The following is a 16,998-nucleotide window of genomic DNA, read 5'->3' as shown; positions in this document are numbered from 1 at the left end:
CGCATCCGTCATGCTGACCCGGTGGAGAAGCACGGTCCCGATGAGCCCGTGGAGCTGGATCTGCACCATCACGGCGACGCGGAGGTGGCACCCGGCCTGGTCGACCTGGCGGTGAACGTACGGCGGCAGCCCCTCCCGGCGTGGCTGGCCGAGCCGATCAAGGCGTCCCTGAGCGACCTCGCGGCCTATCCCGACCCGACGCGCGCCACGGCGGCGACCGCGGCGAAACATCGGCGCGATCCCGCGGAGGTGCTGCTCACCGCGGGCGCGGCGCAGGCCTTCGTGCTCATCGCGCGGGCCGTCGAGGCGCGCCGGCCGGTGGTCGTGCATCCGCAGTTCACCGAGCCGGAGGCGGCCCTGCGCAACGCCGGCCGCGAGGTCGGTCGCGTGCTGCTGCGCGAGGAGGACGGCTTCCGGCTGGACCCCGCGCTGGTCCCGGAGGACGCCGACCTGGTGATCGTCGGCAACCCCACGAACCCCACCTCGGTGCTGCACCCGGCCGAGGACATCGTCAAGCTGGCCCGGCCGGGCCGGGTGCTGGTCGTCGACGAGGCCTTCGCCGACACGACGTGGGGCGAGGGGGAGGACGGCGAGCCCGAGTCGCTGGCGGGCCGCGCCGACGTGCCCGGCCTGATCGTCCTGCGCAGCCTGACCAAGACGTGGGGCCTGGCCGGCCTGCGGATCGGGTACGCGCTGGCCGCGCCCGGCATGATCGATCGGCTCGCGCGGGTCCAGCCGCTGTGGGCGGTGTCGACCCCGGCGCTGGCCGCCGCCGAGGCCTGCGCGTCGCCGCTGGCCGTGACAGCCGAGCGGGAGATCGCGGCGGCCCTCGCCGCCGAGCGGGCCCACCTCGTCGCCGGGCTGCGCAGCGTGCCGGAGGTCACTGTTGCGGGCGTCCCGGCCGCCGCCTTCGTCGCGCTGCGCCTGCCCGGCGCCGACCAGGTGCGTCTTGAGCTGCGCAAACGGGGGTACGCGGTCAGGCGCGGCGACACTTTTCCCGGGCTGGGCGCCGACTGGCTGCGAGTCGCCGTGCGCGACACTGCCACCAGCGACGCCTTCCTCGCGACGCTGACCGATGTGCTGAAGGAGCGACAGTGACCCTGGAGACGACCCTCGCCGCCATCGCGCCCCCCGATGAGCCGGCCATGGCCGCCGCCCGTGACCTGCAGTCCCGGCTGACCAAGCCGGCCGGCTCGCTGGGCGCTCTCGAGGAGCTGTCCGTACGCCTGGCCGGCCTCGCCGGATCCTGCCCGCCGCCGATCCCCGAGCCCGCGGCCATCGCGGTCTTCGCCGGCGACCACGGCGTGCACGCCCAAGGGGTGACGCCGTGGCCGCAGGAGGTCACCGCACAGATGGTGGCGAACTTCGTCGCCGGGGGAGCGGTGATCAACGCGTTCGCCCGGCAGACCGGCGCGTCGCTGATGGTGGTCGACGTCGGCGTGGCGATCCCGCTGCACGGCGGCGACAACCTGCTCGACGCGAACGTGCGGCGCGGCACCCGGGACCTGACCGTCACCGCCGCGATGACCGAGGACGAGGCGCGGGCCGCGCTGGAGACCGGCGTCTCGGTGGCCACGGCGCTCATCGACGGCGGCGCGAAGTGCCTGGTCACCGGCGACATGGGGATCGCCAACACCACCCCGGCGGCGGCGCTGGTGGCGGCCTTCACGGGCGCCGCGCCGGCCGGGGTCACCGGGCGCGGCACGGGCGTCGACGACGACACGTACGCGAAGAAGGTCGGCGTGGTCACCCGCGCCCTCGAGCTGCACCGGCCCGACCCGTCCCGGCCGCTTGCGACCCTGGCCGCCGTCGGCGGCCTGGAGCACGCGGCGCTGGCCGGCTTCATCCTCGGCGCGGCCGCCCGGCGGGTCCCGGTGGTGATCGACGGGGTCATCGCCGCGTCCGCGGCGGTCGTGGCGGCGGCTTTCGCGCCGCACGCGGTGGCCGCGATGGTCGCCGGGCACCGGTCGGTCGAGCCCGGCGCCACGGTCGCGCTGGCCCACCTGGGCCTCACCCCGCTGCTGGACTTGGGCATGCGCCTCGGTGAGGGTACGGGCGCCACGCTCGCCCTGCCCGTCGTCGCCGGCGCCGCCCGGGTGCTGCGCGAAGTGGCCACCTTCGACTCGGCGGGGGTCTCGGAGAAGTGAACCTCTACCCCTTGGCGCTGCGGCTGGAGGGCCGCCGGGTCCTCGTGGTGGGCGGCGGCGCGGTGGCGACCCGCCGCATGGCCGCCCTGTTGGCGACAGGCGCGCGGGTCGACGTGGTGTCGCCCGTGCTCACCCCGGCGCTGCGCGCTTACGTCGACGCCGGCCGCCTGACCTGGCACGAGCGCCGTTTCGAGCCCGCCGACGTGGACGGTGCCTGGCTGGTCCAGGTCGCGGTCGACGATCCCGGGGCGGCGGCGCAGGTGAGCATCGCGGCGGAGGAGCGCCGGGTCTTCTGCGTACGCGCGGACGACCGCGACGCCGCCACCGCCTGGACCCCCGCGGTGACCCGGCAGGGGCAGATCACGGTCGCGGTGACCGACGGCGGCGACCGGCGCAACGCGATGGCCCTGCGCGACCTCATCGCCGCCGCGCTGGAGAACAACGAGCTGACCGTGCGCGCGGCCGGACCGGGTCAGGTCTTCCTGGTCGGCAGCGGCCCCGGCGACCCGGAGCTCATCACGGTCAAGGGTCGCCGGCTGCTGAACCGGGCCGACGTGGTGGTCACCGACCGGCTCGTGCCCGGGATGCTCCTCGACGAGCTGCGCCCGGAGGTCGAGCTGGTCGACGCCGCGAAGATCCCGTACGGGCCGTCCGCCGCGCAGGAGGAGATCAACCGCATCCTCGTGGACCGCGCGCTGGCGGGCAAGTTCGTCGTACGGCTCAAGGGCGGCGACCCGTTCGTCTTCGGCCGGGGCGGAGAGGAGGCGCTGGCGTGTGCGAAGGCCGGCGTACCCGTGACTGTCGTGCCCGGGGTGACCAGCTCGATCGCCGCACCCGCGCTGGCCGGCATCCCGGTCACCCACCGCGGCGTGGCCCACGAGTTCACCGTGGTCTCCGGGCACGTCCCGCCGGAGAGCGACCAGTCGCTGGTGGACTGGGCGGCCCTCGCCCGGCTGCGCGGCACGCTGGTGGTGCTGATGGGTCTCAAGAACCTGCCGAAGATCGCGCAGCGGCTGCTGGCCGAGGGGCGGGCGGCGGACACGCCGGCCGCCGTGGTGCAGGAGGGCTCGACGACGTCCCAGCGGGTCCTGCGCAGCACCCTGGGGGAGGTCGCCGCGGCGACGGCCGCCGCGGGTCTGCGCCCGCCGGCCGTCGTGGTGATCGGCGATGTCGTTCCCGTGCTGGGATAGTCACCCTACGGATGGGGTAACGCATTCACATGAGTGAGCGACCGCAGATGACACTGGCGGGGGTCACGCTGGACGCCCCCGATGCGCGCGAGCTGGCGGCGTTCTACCAGCGGCTGCTGGGCTGGAGCGTCGTCCAGGACGAACCGGACTGGGTGACGCTCGGCGCGCCGGCCGGTGGGGCCGCGCTGTCGTTCCAGACCGAGAAGGCGTACGTGCGCCCGGTGTGGCCGGCCGGCCCCGGCGACCCCCAGATGAGCATGCACCTCGACGTCCACGTCGAGAATCTCGACGAGGCCTGCGCGCACGCCGAGAAGGCGGGGGCCACCCGGGCCGACTTCCAGCCGCAGGAGGACGTCCGGGTCTATCTCGACCCGGCCGGCCATCCCTTCTGCCTATTCCTCTGACGGCTGATCCTCGTCGGTCTCCGGCACGCCGAGCTCGTTGAGGAACGAGCGGGCCCACTCGGCGACGTCGTGCGTCCGCAGGTGCCGCTGCATGACGCGCATCCGGCGCTTCAGCTCGGCGGGCTCGGCGGCCACCGCCCGCAGCAGGGCGTCCTTGACCCCGTCCGGGTCGTGCGGGTTGCACAGGAACGCCTGACGCAGCTCGGTGGCGGCGCCGGCGAACTCGCTGAGCACCAGCGCACCACCGCGGTCCGAGCGGCAGGCGACGTATTCCTTGGCGACCAGGTTCATGCCGTCGCGCAGCGGGGTCACCATCATGACGTCGGCGGCGACGTACATCGCCGCGAGCTCCTGCTTGCTGTACGACTGGTGCAGGTAGTGCACCGCCGGCATGCCCACCTTGCCGAACTCGCCGTTGATCCGGCCGACCTCGCGCTCCACCTTCACCCGCAGGCTCTGGTAGTGCTCGACGCGCTCGCGGCTGGGCGTGGCGACCTGCACCATCACCGCGTCCGGCACCTTGAGCTTGCCGTCGGCGAGCAGCTCGCGGAACGCCTTGAGGCGCAGCTCGATGCCCTTGGTGTAGTCGAGCCGGTCGACGCCCAGGATGATCGTCTCCGGGTCGCCCAGCTCGGCCCGGATCTCCTTGGCGCGCGCCTGGACCTTCGGGTCGGCCGCCATCCGCTCCATCTCGGCGGTGTCGATGCTGATCGGGAACGCGCCGGCCTTGACCTTGCGGCCGTCGACCTGGATCGACTGGCCCTCGTAGCGCAGCCCCAGCAGGTGCCGGGCGAGGCGGACGAAGTTCTGCGCGGCGAGCCTCTGCTGGAAGCCGACCAGGTCCGCGCCGAGCAGCCCGCGCAAAATCTCGGCCCGGAACGGCATCTGCATGAACAGCTCGATCGGCGGGAACGGGATGTGCAGGAAGAACCCGATCCGCAGGTCGGGACGCATCTCCCGGAGCATCGCCGGCACGAGCTGGAGCTGGTAGTCCTGCACCCAGACGGTCGCGCCCTCGTCGGCCACCTCGGCCGCGGCCTTGGCGAAGCGCTGGTTGACCACCCGGTACGCCTCGCGCCAGCGCCGCTTGTAGACGGGCGTCTCGACGGCGTCGTGGTACAGCGGCCAGATCGTCGCGTTCGACTGGCCCTCGTAGTAGCGTTCGAGCTCCTCCGCGCTCAGCGGCACCGGGTGGATGTTGATCCCCTCGAGCTCGAAGGGCTCCGGCGCCTCGCCGTCACCGCCGGCCCACCCGATCCAGGTGCCGCGGTGCTGGACGAGCACCGGATGCAGGGCGGTGACGAGGCCGCCGGGACTCGGGCGCCATTGCCGCTCGCCGTCGACGATGACCTCGTCGACGGGCAGCCGGTTGGCGACTACGACGAAGGAACTTCGTTCGGCCACGCTGAGAGCACCTCCGGGTCGGTTTGGTTCCCCGTTGCCGAGCCTACTGTGCGTAGCCAGCCGGGGCGTGTTGAGGCATGTACCCGCCGCGCGGCACCGCTCTTGGCGGGCAGGTGCCATCCTTGGCCGGTGAGCCTGTCCGACGATCTTCCCCCGCCGCGGCGACCACTGTTCTTCCCTGTGGTCATCGCCACCGTCTTCCTGAGCATCATCGGGATGTCGGCGGGCTTCGCCCTCGGTACGCGCCACAACAACGCCCGCGACATCCGCGGCGTCAACAACGTCCCGGGGGACTACACGCCGACCGCGGACACGGGGATCGACTGCCCGCCGGAGATGCACGACACGGCCCGCCGGCTCGGCTTCGCCGGCACGCTCACCCAGGTCCTGCGGGTACGCGCCGCCGACACGGGCACCACCGTCTGGATCTGCCGGGACCCCGACGGCAAGCTCTTCTACCAGGCCAACCGCGGCGGCGAGGCGGCCAAGTGGATCGAGGGCGAGACCGCTCTGTTCCTGAGCGACGTCCGTCAGGACGGCGACACGTACACCGCGGTGGCGCACGACGGGAACACGTTCAGCGTCAACGACCACGAGCTCACGGTGGTCACCAAGCGCGGCACGGAGACGCACGACGTCGAGCCGGAGTGACGCCCGGCGGGGAATCCTTGTGCGCCGGGCGGGGTTGTTGTAAGCGGCCGGGGAGCGACCTGGAAAGATTGAGCTCCCATTCCGGCACCGGAAATCACGATCACGGAGGTAGGCCGCACCGTGGCCCAGTTCATCTACACCTTGGAGAAGGCGCGCAAGGCGCACGGCGACAAGGTCGTGCTCGACAACGTGACGCTGAACTTCCTGCCCGGGGTCAAGATCGGTGTCGTCGGTCCGAACGGCGCCGGTAAGTCCAGTCTGCTCAAGATCATGGCGGGCGTGGACCAGGTGAGCAACGGCGAGGCCCGGCTGATGCCCGGCTACACCGTCGGCATGCTCGCCCAGGAGCCCCCGCTCAACGACGCGAAGACGGTCCTCGGCAACATCGAGGAGGCCGTCGCGGAGACCAAGGCCAAGCTCGAGCGGTTCAACAAGATCGCCGAGCAGATGGCCACCGACTACAGCGACGAGCTGATGGAGGAGATGGGCAAGCTCCAGGAGGAGCTCGACCACTCCAACGCCTGGGACGTCGACTCCCAGCTGGAGCTCGCGATGGACGCGCTGCGCTGCCCGCCGCCGGACGCCGACGTCACCCAGCTCTCCGGTGGTGAGCGCCGCCGCGTCGCGCTGTGCAAGCTGCTGCTCGAGGCGCCCGACCTGCTGCTGCTCGACGAGCCCACCAACCACCTGGACGCCGAGAGCGTGCAGTGGCTGGAGCAGCACCTCGCCAAGTACGCCGGCACGGTCATCGCCATCACCCACGACCGGTACTTCCTGGACAACGTGGCCACCTGGATCCTCGAGCTGGACCGCGGCCGGGCGTACCCGTACGAGGGCAACTACTCCACCTACCTCGACAAGAAGGCGCAGCGTCTCGCGGTCGAGGGCCGCAAGGACGCGAAGCTCAAGCGGCGCCTCTCCGAGGAGCTCGAGTGGGTCCGCTCCAACGCGAAGGCCCGCCAGACCAAGAGCAAGGCCCGCCTCGACCGCTACGAGGAGATGGCCACCGAGGCCGAGAAGACCCGCAAGCTCGACTTCGAGGAGATCCAGATCCCGCCGGGCCCGCGCCTGGGCAACACGGTGATCGAGGTCAACGACCTGGTCAAGGGCTTCGACGGCCGCACGCTCATCGACCACCTGTCGTTCTCGCTGCCGCGCAACGGCATCGTCGGCATCATCGGCCCGAACGGCGTCGGCAAGACCACGCTCTTCAAGACCATCGTCGGTCTCGAGCAGCCGGACGAGGGCTCGGTGCGCATCGGCGAGACCGTGCAGCTCTCGTACGTGGACCAGAACCGTGAGGGCCTCGACGGCAACGAGACGGTGTGGGAGGTCGTCTCCGACGGGCTCGACCACCTCATGGTCGGCAAGGTCGAGATGCCCTCCCGGGCGTACGTGGCCGCGTTCGGTTTCAAGGGGCCCGACCAGCAGAAGCCGGTCAAGGTGCTCTCCGGTGGTGAGCGCAACCGCCTCAACCTCGCGCTGACGCTGAAGATCGGCGGCAACGTGATCCTGCTCGACGAGCCGACCAACGACCTCGACGTGGAGACGCTCGGCAGTCTGGAGAACGCGCTGCTCGAGTTCCCCGGCTGCGCCGTGGTGATCTCCCACGACCGGATGTTCCTCGACCGGGTCGCCACCCACATGCTCGCGTGGGAGGGCACCGAGGAGGACCCCGACAAGTGGTTCTGGTTCGAGGGCAACTTCGAGGCGTACGAGAAGAACAAGATCGACCGTCTCGGCGCCGAGGCCGCCCGCCCGCACCGCGTCACGTACCGCAAGCTCACGCGTGACTGAGTCGCAGTGACGAAGAGGTTCACCTACGAGGTGGCCGTGCGCTGGTCCGACATGGACGCGTACGGCCACGTCAACAACGCGCGCTTCCTCACCCTGTACGAGGAGGCGCGCGTCGCCATGTTCTTCGTCGGCGCGCGGGCCCAGGGGCTCACGTCGTTCGAGGACGGCATCGTGATCGCCCGGCACGAGATCGACTACCTGCGCCCGGTCGACTACGGCGACCCGGTGCGCATCGAGCTGTGGGTGTCCCAGCTGCGCACCGCCGCCTTCACGGTGTCGTACGAGCTGTTCGACGGCGACGTGCTGGCGAGCCGGGCGAAGTCGGTGTGCGTGCCGTACAACCTGGCCGAGGGGTTCCCGCGCCGGCTGACCGAGCCGGAGCGTGCCTTCCTCGAGCCGTACCTGGACGTCTGAGCCGTGGCCGAGCACGGCATCGCCGGGGTCGCGGACGCGGGCGCCTTCCTCGCCCGGCTGACCCGCCTGGACCGCGCGGTCCCGGTGCGCCTGCGGTCGGGAAGCCCCGGGCGGGTTGCCCTGTGGGCCCGGCTGCCGTGGGGCGTGCTGGTCACCCGGAACGTGGCCGGCCCCGGACCCGGTGACGCCACCGTCTCCGCCGCCGGCCTGCTGTCGGCGCTCGCCGAGGGCAGCACCGAGCTGCCGCCCCGGCGCGACGCGGACTGGCGCTGGCCGCTGCCGCCGGCCCGGGCGCAGGCCGTCGAGTCGGTCGCTTCCACCGAGCTGAGCCGTCTGGCCGCCGCGGCCGCGGGAACCCTGCGCGAGGTGACGGCGGGCGGGCTCGCCGGCCGGGCCGTGGGGCAGCGGGCGGTCCGCGACGCGTTGCTGGACCATGTCGCGCTCGTGGTGACTCCGGCCGGCGGGTCGGCTGTGGAGGTCCCGCAGCGCCTCGTGCAGGCGGTCTCGCGGATGGGCTTCCTCGGTCCGGCCGATGTGGACAACCCGGGTACGCGCGTGTGCGTAGCGGGACGCTGGGTGGGTCTTTCTGCACCATATGGAGTCGCGTGGCTACAGCCGGTCCAGAATTTGACTGTTATGTCTATAGGGGATCACCCGAAAGGGTGATGCTGCCTCGGTCGTCCGGTTCCGCCCTCCCTTTGAGGGGATGACCTCCGCGACCTGTACGGGTACCGTCGCCCCCGGGTCCACCGCTACGTCCGGCGGCTGACCTGCTGGGGAGTGAGGTGCACAACGATGCCGTGGTGGTCATGGCGTCCCGGTTCGTCCGGAGACAACGAACCCGACAGCGGCGGCGAGGTCGCGCTGCAGAGCAGCGTCCGTGTCGGCGTGCCGGCGCAGCGTGAACCGGAGCGGTCCGCGATGTCCTCCGCCGACCTGTCCTCGATCGACGAGCACGACCAGGTCGTCCCGGTCGACCTGGGCCGGATCGGCAAGGCCCTCGACCTGCTCGACATCCGGTTCCTCGCCGACGGCGGCGGAAGTCTGCTGGCGATGTGGGAACGGCACGCGGTGCTGTTCACGCTCGAGGGGCCCGACGACGAGATCCTGGTGATGCGGGCCCGCCCGCACGCGACCGTCCCGCCGGACTGGGCGGACCGCGCATACCGGGTCGTCAACGAGTGGAACCACACCCGCCGCTTCTGCAAGGCGTACGTCGGCGATCCCACCGAGCGGGGCCAGCTGCCGATCTACGCCGAGCTGCAGGTGCCGCTCGCGTCCGGGGCACACGACGCGCTTCTGGTGGAGATGCTCGACTGCGGTGCCGCGGTCGCCACGTCGTTCGTCGACTGGCTCCACGACGAAGGCGCCTTGTTGTAGCCGCGCACAGGAAAAGGCCGGGCCCGCAGGCCCGGCCTTCCTTGTCTTAGCAGCTCAGTTGCTCGGGAACATCCCGATCCGGCCGTGGTACTCCTTGCCCAGCTGGTCGGTGTCCGAGCCGACGATCAGACCCTCCGGCACCGCCTGGAACGCCCGCACCCCGACGCCTCGCTTGCGGGTCGGGTTCCACGCGAGGGCGCGGCCCGTCGTCGGGTTCAGCGCGCCGATTCCCTTGCGGGACACCGCGCCCGGGCCGGGGCCGTCCGCGTCGCTGCCGTACGGGTTGTCGAGGTAGCGCTGGTGCCCGCCGACGTACACGGCGCTGCCGGTGACCGCGACCGCGTAGAGCGAGTCGCCGCCGGTGCGCTGGACCCACGTCGGGTTGTGCTTGCCGCCCCCGGCGGTCTCGAAGCGCGCCGCCGAGTCGCAGAGCTTCGTGGGGGAGGAGGCGCGGCCGGTGGCCACGACGACGAAGTAGCGGCCGTCGGGGGAGAACTTCACCTGCCGCAGGTACGTGTCGAAGCCCTTCATGCACTCCGGCTTGTACGCGTCGGTGTACCAGCTCAGCACGCTCGCCGCGGCGCCCGACGTGTTGAACATGGCGATCTGCGTACGGCTGACCGAGCCGACCTTGAGCAGCGCCCCGATGATGACCAGCCGCTTGCCGTCCGGGGTGAGGTCGAAGTGTTCCACCCGCGTACGGTTCAGCCCCGGCGCCGACAGCTTGGCGTCGAATCCGGCGTCCACCTTGCCTGTGGCGGTGTCGAGGCGGGCCAGGCCGACCCGGCTGACGCCGCTGATGGCCGAGAACGTGCCGCCGACGTAGAGGCGGTTCCCGCGGACCGCCATGGCCCGCACGTCGCCCCAGTTGATCCGCGGGGTGAACCCGGCAACCCGCGCGCCGTTGCCCAGCCCGACCCGGGCCAGACCCCGCTGTGCCGCCCCGTTCACGGTCTTGAAGGCGCCGCCCAGGTAGACCGAGTTGTCCGCGGCGGGCGCGAGCGCGTAGACGGGCGCATCGACCTCCGGCGCGAACGGGCGCACCACACCGTCGTTCAGCCCGTACGCGAAGATGTTCCTGCGGTTGTAGGTCAGCTTGCCGGTGCTGTCCTGGACCTGGGTGAAGCTGCCGCCGACGACCACCGTGTCACCGACGACGGTGATGGCCCAGACGGTGCCCTCGACCACGTGCGGGGTGAAGTCGACCGGGTTGGCGGAGACCACCGACGGTTGGGCGAGGTCGGCCGCCGCGGGCGTGGCGCCCAGCAGGGCGGCGCAGGTCATGGCGGCGGCGGCGAACAGGCGGCGCGGCATCGAGGGCAGCTCCTGGGATCGGGACGGGAGTCACTCGATCAACGAGCGGCCGGCCCTCAGGGATGCGCCTCCATCGTGTTGACCATGAAGTACGCCGCCCGTTCGAGATACTCCCAGAGCGCGGTGTGCTGCGGCTCCGGCAGGTCCAGCGAGTCGACGGCCTCGCGCATGTGCAGCAGCCAGGCGTCGCGCTCCTCGGGGCCCACGCGGAAGGGCGCGTGCCGCATGCGCAGCCGGGGGTGGCCACGGCTGGCGGAGTAGGTGTTGGGACCGCCCCAGTACTGCATGAGGAACAGCGTCAGCCGCTCGGCGGCCGGCCCGAGATCCTCCTCGGGATACATCGGGCGCAGCAGCGGATCCTTGGCGACACCCTCGTAGAACCGGTCGACGAGCCGGCGGAAGGTGGGCTCGCCGCCGACCGCCTCGAAGAAGCTGACCTCGCTCACCCGTCCAGTCTGCCAGCCGCCGAGTGCCGGCCCCGGGCCGGTGTGACGCGCATTGCGGTCCCGCCGGGGTGCGCGTCGGTCGGGCGTACCGGAGTGCCCGCCGAGGGGCCCTGCGACGAGGCCGGGGGCTCGGTGGCGGCCTGCGCCGGGGCCGGCGCGGCGTCGGCCTCGGTCGGCGCCGGGGGCTCGCTCTCCGGTGCCGTCGTCCGGCCCTCCCACCGTACGGTCAGGGCCGCCATCAGCAGGAGGCCGCCGAGGCTCCACAGGCCGACGACCCGCGGGATCGAGGAGTGCTGGGCGAGCGCGCCGCTGACCATGACGGCGGCGCCCTGGGTGAGCTGCATCCCGCCCTGCATGACCCCGAAGGCCCGCGCACGGTAGCCGTGCGGCAGCGCCAGCACGAAGATGCCGTTCAGTGTGGGCATCAGCACGCCCTGGGCGATCCCGGACACCACGACGAGCGCGGCCGCGGTGGCGGCGTTCGGCGCCCACATGGTGACGATGAGCGCCGCCGGTGCGAGCAGCGCGAAGGGCCGTACCAGGCGGCCCTTGCGGGACTGCTGGACGAGGCGGCCCGCGGCGAGGCCGCCGATCACGAAGCCGACCGGCGCCGCGGCCATGAGCAGGCCCTGGTCGAAGCCGCGGCCGGCGGGGTCGTCGCGGAACAGTGCGGCCCAGCCGGCGGCCAGGCCCTCAGGAAGGATCGTGAAGGTGGTGAGCGCGAAGACCATCAGGGCGATCGACCGCAGCAGCGGCGTGCCGAAGACCAGCCGGAACCCTTCGCTGGTCTCCCGCAGCAGGTGCCGCCGTTGTGCCGCGCTGGTCGCCGCGGGCCGGGGCCGGACGCCGGCGGCGATGACGGCCGCCGAGACGAGGAACGAGAGAGCGTCCAGCGCGAGACCGAGCCGTGCGTTGAAGCCCGCCGCCAGCGTGGCGCCGGCCAGGTAGCCGAAGACCTGCGCCGCCTGGGACGTCGAGGCGTTGAGCGCCAGGCCGGTGACGACCTGCCGGCGCTCGAGGATCAGCGGGACGAGGGCGGACCGGGCCGCCTGCGTCGGCGGCGCGCCCAGCATCGCCACGAACATCAGCACGAGTATCGCGGGCACGGGCATCCCCGGCAGCGCGATCAGGGCGATCGGCACGGCGCGGGCCACGTCGCAGAAGATCAGGACCCGACGGTACGGATATCGCTCCGCGACGGCCGCCAGCACGGGACCGCCGACCACCCAGGGCAGATAGCTCACCGCGAACGAGGCGGCGGACAGCATCACCGACTGGCTCTGCTGATAGACGAGCACGATGATCGCCGCGCGCGCGAGATAGTCGCCGACCCAGCTGACGATCAGGGAGACGTACATCGCGCGGTACTCGCGGACCGCGAACACGTCCCGGAAGGTCACCAGGCGTTCCGGCTCCGCCGCGCCGCCGGCATCGGCGGACTGCGCGGCGGGTCGGTCGTCGGACACCAGGGCCCTCCATCGATCGCGACGGCCGGCGGGATCGCCGACGGCGGCCCGTCACGAACGCCTCCGGCCGGGTGGTCACCGCCGCCGCGTACGTGACGCTGCATGTGCAGATGCTTCTTGCACGATTCTGCCCGATCGTCCGAGCCGTGGCTAGGGCGTACGGGGGGAATGTCGGCCATTCGGTCGAGGGCGGACATCCCCCACTATGCCGTATCAGCAGCTCAGGTGGCACCTCCGGGTGCGCCGGAGGAGGAATCGGTCGACGGCTGCGAATACGTCGGCGGTACGGCCGAGCGGGGCAGCATCCGCGACACGGCGATGCGTTCGGCGATCCCGGACGTCTCCAGCGCCTCCGTGAGCCGGCGGCGCAGCTCGCGCTGGAGCACCGGCTGACCCTCCGCGGTGGTCTTCGCGATCGTCCGGATCACCGCGCCGTCGACGGTCAGCTGCTCCACGCCGACGACGTCCGGCTGCTCCAGGAACTCCGTCGAGTGCTCCGGCTCCTCGGCGAGCGCCAGCGCGGCGGTACGCAGCACGGCGATGGCCTCCTCGGAGTTCACGAAGCCGATCGGGATGTCGATGACCACCATCGCCCAGCCCTGGCTCTTGTTGCCGACCCGGACGATCTCGCCGTTGCGGATGTACCAGAGCACCCCGCGCATGTCCCGTACGGTCGTCACCCGCAGCCCGACCGTCTCGACCACGCCCACGGCGTCGCCCAGATCGACCGAGTCGCCGACGCCGTACTGGTCCTCCAGCAGCATGAACAGGCCGGCGATGAGGTCCTTCACCAGGCTCTGCGCGCCGAAGCCCAGCGCCACGCCGACGATGCCGGCGCTGGCCAGCAGCGGCCCGAGGTTGAAGCCCAGCTCGCCCATCACCAGCAGCGTGGCCATCGTGAAGACCACCGCCGTCACGAAGCTGCGCAGCACCGACCCGATCGCCTCGGCCCGCTGCCTGCGGCGCTCCGGGATGAACTGGTTCTCCGCGGCCTCGCCCTTGGCGGCCCGTTCACGCAACGGCTTGAGCAGTGCGGGCATCTCCGCGCGTGACGTCGAAGTCGTCAGCCGCCGGATCGCCCGGTGCAGAGCCCACCGCACCAGCATCGCGATCAGGACGATCGCGAGGATCCGCAGCGGCTTGACGATGAAGACGTAGCTGCCGTTGGCGAGCCACTGGATATCGGTCTTGTTGAAGATCCACGTGCACAAGGCGTCCGTCTTGCAGCTCTCCGAGACGTCCGGAGTGCCGTTGAAGAAGGGTTCGGTGCTGCTGGACGGTCCTGGGGTCGGTGGCGCGAGCGGAATCACGGGTGACCACCGTACCGGCCGCTCGTCCCCGGCCGAGAACCGGACATCTTCCCACGAGACCTCAGACGTTTACGCCCCGGCCACAGATTGTGCTCGCCAATTCGTCATTCATCAGGGACTATTGGCGCACGAGGACTCGCTCTCCGCGGGCCCCCGGCGAACTCTGCTGAGACGACAAGCACATCGGGAGCGGTACAAGCACCTACACCGAAGGGTGATCGCGATGCCTGACATACGACCCACAGTGGGCTCTTCCGCGTTGGTTCTGAACGCCACCTACGAGCCGCTGTGCGTCGTATCGGTGCGTCGAGCGACCATCCTCGTGCTGACCGCCAAGGCCGAATGCGTCTCCGACGGGGACGGCATTCTGCACAGTGCCCGCCACACCCTCCCGGTCCCGTCCGTCGTCCGCCTCACCCGGTACGTGAAGGTGCCGTACCGGACCCATGTCGGCCTTTCCCGCCGGGCCATCTTCGCCCGCGACGGGGGTCGCTGCGCCTACTGCCGGGGCTCCGCCGAGACCATCGACCACGTCTTCCCGCGCAGCCGCGGCGGCCTGCACGCCTGGGAGAACGTCGTCGCGGCCTGCGCCAAGTGCAACCACAGCAAGGGCGACAAGACCCCGGCCGAGCTCGGCTGGCGGCTGCACGCCGCGCCCCAGGCGCCGCGCGGGGTGGCGTGGCGGGTGCTGGGTCACCGCACGCCGGACCCCCGCTGGGCCGACTGGCTCGACCTGCCCACCCCGGTCGAGGCCGAGGCCGCCTGACCTACAGCTCCTTGGCGCCGACCAGGGACGCGAAGACGATGACGTTGTCGGAGTAACCCTTGCCGCCGCCGAGCCACGTGCCACCGCAGGTGACCAGGCGCAAGGACGGCCGGCTGTAGTCGCCGTACACCCGCTTGATCGGCAGCTTCTCCTTGCCGAAGTGCTCCACCGAGTTCACCTCGAACACCGCGGTCCGGTCGTCGGCGCGGACCACCTCGATCTTCTGACCGGGCCGCAGCTCGTGCAGGCGGTGGAAGACCGAAGGCCCCGTACGCGTGTCGGCGTGCCCGACGATCAGCGCCGGCCCGAACTGGCCCGGGGTGGGTCCCAGCTCGAACCAGCCCGCCTCGTTGTGCCGGTTCAGCGGCGGTACGGCCACCGACTCGTCCTTCGCCAGGCCCACGGTGAGCACCGGGGCCTCCACCTTGATGGCGGGGATGACCAGCCGTTGCGGCCGGCTCGGCTCCAGGACGGGGAACGCCCGCGGCGGCGGCTTGTCCGGTCCCTTGAACAGGTCGCCGAGGTCGAAGCCGGTCGCCGCCCCGACGCCGGCGCCCACCGTGAACAGTCCGACGAAGACGAGCAGCACCGCGAACAGGCCGAGCGGCATCGGACGGCGCCCGCGCACCGGCGGGGGAGCGGGTGTCCGGCGAGGGCCCGGCACGCGTGGAAGCGGCCGCGCGGAAGCACCAGCCGGGACGGGTGACGGCTTGACGACCACGTCGGCGGGGCGGCGCCGGACGACCGACTCCGGCATCCGCGGGCCGGCGGCCACCGGCTGCGGGCGTACCGGGCGGGACATCGGCGAGGCCTCAGCCGAGCCGGCGGCGGCGCAGCGCCACCAGGCCCAGGGCGATCCCGGCCGCGACGGCTGCCGCGCCGCCGCCGATCAGCATCGGCGCCGAGCGGCCCCCGGCGGTGCCACCGCCCCCGGTGGCCGGGCCGCGCGCGGGCTCCACTTTCGCCACCACGTGCAGCGTGTTCTTCGCCGTCTTGCCGTCCGGGCAGCGCAGGTTGATCGGGTAGTCGCCCGCCTTGGTGGCGGCGGGCACCCGGGTGGTCGCCGTCAGGAAGCCGTACCGGGGAGAGACCGTGACCGTCCCCAGCGGCCCGGACGTCACCGTCGCGGAGGTCAGGTTGTCCTCGCAGCTGGCGCGCAGGCCGACCTCGTCGCCGGCGCGGACGGTGCTGGGGTTCGCCTCGACGAAGACCGCGGCCGCCCGGGCGGGGGCTTGGGTGAGCAGAACGGCCGGCGATGCCAGGGCCAGCGCGGCCAGCGCGGCCGGGACGGATGGACGCATGACCTTCCCCCCTCCTGCCGTCCGCCGCGGTGGGGCGCGGACGACGCGTGAGGGTGATTTTCGCACCTCGCGACCGTTTTCGCGTGGCCGCGGAGATCCCACGTAGTGGGTCTTGACACCCGGCGGTCCGCCGCGGCCCGCATTCCGCTACCGTGATTGACGTTCGGATCACTGGGAACCACAGTGACGTAGCCCGGTCCTTTTGACGCCTGGGGGCGTTGAGGTTGTCGATATTCAGCACCATTCTGATCTTCGCGGTGATCCCGCTCGCGGCCATCGCCGTGATCTCGGCGCTCGCGGCGGCCGGTGGCCGGCGCACCCGGCGTGATCGCCGCTACCGGCCCGGCCGGCCGTACGACTTCCAGCCGATCTGGTTCCTGGCGTCACCCTCGCAGGTGAGCCCGGCATTCGGCGGGCGCACGTCCGGCGGCGCCGCGCAGCCCCCGGCGCTGGAGACCGGCGCCGTCGAGGTGCAGTCGGGCCGTCCCGTGCCGGCCGGAGTGGTTGGAGGCGCAAGTGACCGTTGGTGAGCAGCAGGCCATCGCGACCGGCGGCGGCGAGCAGCCGCTGACCGCCCTCGACGAGCCGGCCGGCCCCACGCTGACCGAGGCGCCCGAGCTCACCATGAGCGACGAGGGCGCCGCCGCGCTCGACGGGCCGTTCACGACCCGCCAGCTGTTGCGCCTGGACGAAGCGCTGCGGGTGGCCGACCAGCAGACCGGCCTCACGTTCAGCGTCTACATCGGCGACCTGGAGGAGCCCACCCGGGACACCGCCGAGGCGCTGCACCGTCAGCTCGACGGCGCCGCCAAGGCCGTGCTCGTCGCGGTCTCACCCAACCAGCGGGTCCTCGAGATCGTCACCGGCCCGGACGCGCGCAAGCGGATCAGCGACCGCGACGCCAAGCTCGCGGCGCTGTCGATGGCGGCCTCGTTCGCCGGCGGAGACCTCGCCGGCGGCGTGCTGGCCGGCCTCGACCAGCTGGCCTCGCACGCCGGACGGCACTGA

At 72.1% G+C, this 16,998-nt stretch carries 19 protein-coding genes; 12 read left to right on the top strand and 7 right to left on the bottom strand.

All coding sequences use genetic code 11. From position 1 onward, the window contains the following. The first annotated feature begins 21 nt into the window (after window positions 1–21). From cobC to AB0K03_RS37070, 4 genes are read left to right on the top strand one after another with little or no spacing between them, the layout of a single operon-like run. Entirely contained in the window at window positions 22–1,098 is a 1,077-nt protein-coding gene (gene cobC, locus AB0K03_RS37085; RefSeq protein WP_364695437.1) for an Rv2231c family pyridoxal phosphate-dependent protein CobC, read from the top strand. Then, window positions 1,095–2,147, top strand: coding sequence for a nicotinate-nucleotide--dimethylbenzimidazole phosphoribosyltransferase (gene cobT / locus AB0K03_RS37080; RefSeq protein ID WP_364695434.1), 1,053 nt, complete (start codon window positions 1,095–1,097; stop codon window positions 2,145–2,147). The genes cobC and cobT overlap by 4 nt, the downstream gene beginning before the upstream one ends. Further along, the gene (gene cobA / locus AB0K03_RS37075) at window positions 2,144–3,337 is read left to right on the top strand and encodes a uroporphyrinogen-III C-methyltransferase (RefSeq protein WP_364695431.1); all 1,194 of its coding nucleotides are present in this window, start codon (window positions 2,144–2,146) and stop codon (window positions 3,335–3,337) included. Before cobT ends, cobA begins: the two co-directional genes overlap by 4 nt. 29 nt (window positions 3,338–3,366) lie before the next feature. Next, complete coding sequence (locus tag AB0K03_RS37070) at window positions 3,367–3,741, top strand: VOC family protein (RefSeq protein WP_364695428.1); 375 nt, start codon at window positions 3,367–3,369, stop codon at window positions 3,739–3,741. Here the strand turns inward: AB0K03_RS37070 and AB0K03_RS37065 are convergent. Further along, entirely contained in the window at window positions 3,730–5,145 is a 1,416-nt protein-coding gene (locus AB0K03_RS37065; RefSeq protein WP_364695426.1) for a trehalose-6-phosphate synthase, read from the bottom strand. The two genes, AB0K03_RS37070 and AB0K03_RS37065, sit on opposite strands and share 12 nt — an antisense overlap. Before the next feature lie 129 nt (window positions 5,146–5,274). Between AB0K03_RS37065 and AB0K03_RS37060 the strand changes: the two genes are divergently transcribed. The 5 genes from AB0K03_RS37060 to AB0K03_RS37040 all read left to right on the top strand — a co-directional run bounded on the left by AB0K03_RS37060 (window position 5,275) and on the right by AB0K03_RS37040 (window position 9,387). Then, entirely contained in the window at window positions 5,275–5,796 is a 522-nt protein-coding gene (locus tag AB0K03_RS37060; protein WP_364695423.1) for a hypothetical protein, read from the top strand. Between the two features lie 120 nt (window positions 5,797–5,916). Further along, a complete protein-coding gene (gene ettA, locus AB0K03_RS37055) occupies window positions 5,917–7,593 on the top strand; it encodes an energy-dependent translational throttle protein EttA (RefSeq protein WP_364695420.1) in 1,677 nt (558 codons plus the stop codon). 6 nt (window positions 7,594–7,599) lie between these two features. Next, window positions 7,600–8,007: a thioesterase family protein gene (locus AB0K03_RS37050; protein WP_364695417.1), complete on the top strand. Its 408-nt coding sequence runs from the start codon at window positions 7,600–7,602 to the stop codon at window positions 8,005–8,007. A gap of 3 nt (window positions 8,008–8,010) precedes the next feature. After that, entirely contained in the window at window positions 8,011–8,673 is a 663-nt protein-coding gene (locus tag AB0K03_RS37045) for a hypothetical protein (RefSeq protein WP_364695414.1), read from the top strand. A gap of 129 nt (window positions 8,674–8,802) precedes the next feature. Next, window positions 8,803–9,387 carry a YbjN domain-containing protein gene (locus AB0K03_RS37040; protein WP_364695412.1) on the top strand — a complete coding sequence of 195 codons (585 nt, stop codon included), beginning with the start codon at window positions 8,803–8,805 and terminating at the stop codon, window positions 9,385–9,387. A gap of 54 nt (window positions 9,388–9,441) precedes the next feature. Here AB0K03_RS37040 and AB0K03_RS37035 read toward each other — a convergent pair whose 3' ends face one another. From AB0K03_RS37035 to AB0K03_RS37020, 4 genes are all read right to left on the bottom strand, one after another. Continuing rightward, on the bottom strand, window positions 9,442–10,701 hold the full coding sequence (locus AB0K03_RS37035; protein WP_364695409.1) for a delta-60 repeat domain-containing protein: 1,260 nt from the start codon (window positions 10,699–10,701) through the stop codon (window positions 9,442–9,444). A gap of 56 nt (window positions 10,702–10,757) precedes the next feature. After that, window positions 10,758–11,147, bottom strand: a complete 390-nt coding sequence (locus AB0K03_RS37030) for a globin (RefSeq protein ID WP_364695406.1) — start codon at window positions 11,145–11,147, stop codon at window positions 10,758–10,760. Further along, window positions 11,144–12,613 carry an MFS transporter gene (locus tag AB0K03_RS37025; protein WP_364695403.1) on the bottom strand — a complete coding sequence of 490 codons (1,470 nt, stop codon included), beginning with the start codon at window positions 12,611–12,613 and terminating at the stop codon, window positions 11,144–11,146. The genes AB0K03_RS37030 and AB0K03_RS37025 overlap by 4 nt, the downstream gene beginning before the upstream one ends. Window positions 12,614–12,834: 221 nt before the next feature. After that, window positions 12,835–13,920 (bottom strand): mechanosensitive ion channel family protein, encoded by a 1,086-nt coding sequence (locus tag AB0K03_RS37020; protein WP_364695486.1) that lies wholly within the window; start codon window positions 13,918–13,920, stop codon window positions 12,835–12,837. Window positions 13,921–14,146: 226 nt separating this feature from the next. On the opposite strand from AB0K03_RS37020, the gene AB0K03_RS37015 reads away from it, so the two are divergent. Then, window positions 14,147–14,689, top strand: coding sequence for an HNH endonuclease (locus AB0K03_RS37015; RefSeq protein ID WP_199516562.1), 543 nt, complete (start codon window positions 14,147–14,149; stop codon window positions 14,687–14,689). Between the two features lies 1 nt (window position 14,690). Here AB0K03_RS37015 and AB0K03_RS37010 read toward each other — a convergent pair whose 3' ends face one another. Together AB0K03_RS37010 and AB0K03_RS37005 are read right to left on the bottom strand one after the other, a co-directional pair. Next, a complete protein-coding gene (locus AB0K03_RS37010; protein WP_364695400.1) occupies window positions 14,691–15,299 on the bottom strand; it encodes a class F sortase in 609 nt (202 codons plus the stop codon). A gap of 202 nt (window positions 15,300–15,501) precedes the next feature. Continuing rightward, entirely contained in the window at window positions 15,502–15,990 is a 489-nt protein-coding gene (locus AB0K03_RS37005; protein ID WP_364695398.1) for a hypothetical protein, read from the bottom strand. Window positions 15,991–16,232: 242 nt separating this feature from the next. Here AB0K03_RS37005 and AB0K03_RS37000 point away from each other — a divergent pair, with 242 nt between their 5' ends. After that, on the top strand, window positions 16,233–16,520 hold the full coding sequence (locus AB0K03_RS37000) for a hypothetical protein (protein ID WP_364695483.1): 288 nt from the start codon (window positions 16,233–16,235) through the stop codon (window positions 16,518–16,520). Window positions 16,521–16,590: 70 nt separating this feature from the next. Next, complete coding sequence (locus tag AB0K03_RS36995; RefSeq protein WP_364695480.1) at window positions 16,591–16,998, top strand: DUF5130 family protein; 408 nt, start codon at window positions 16,591–16,593, stop codon at window positions 16,996–16,998.

Origin of the sequence: Actinoplanes sp. NPDC049316 (assembly GCF_040677315.1) — a bacterium.
In the GTDB taxonomy this organism is placed as follows: Bacteria; Actinomycetota; Actinomycetes; order Mycobacteriales; family Micromonosporaceae; genus Actinoplanes.
Note: the sequence above shows the minus strand (reverse complement) of the source record. Positions and strands in the feature narration are given on the sequence as shown.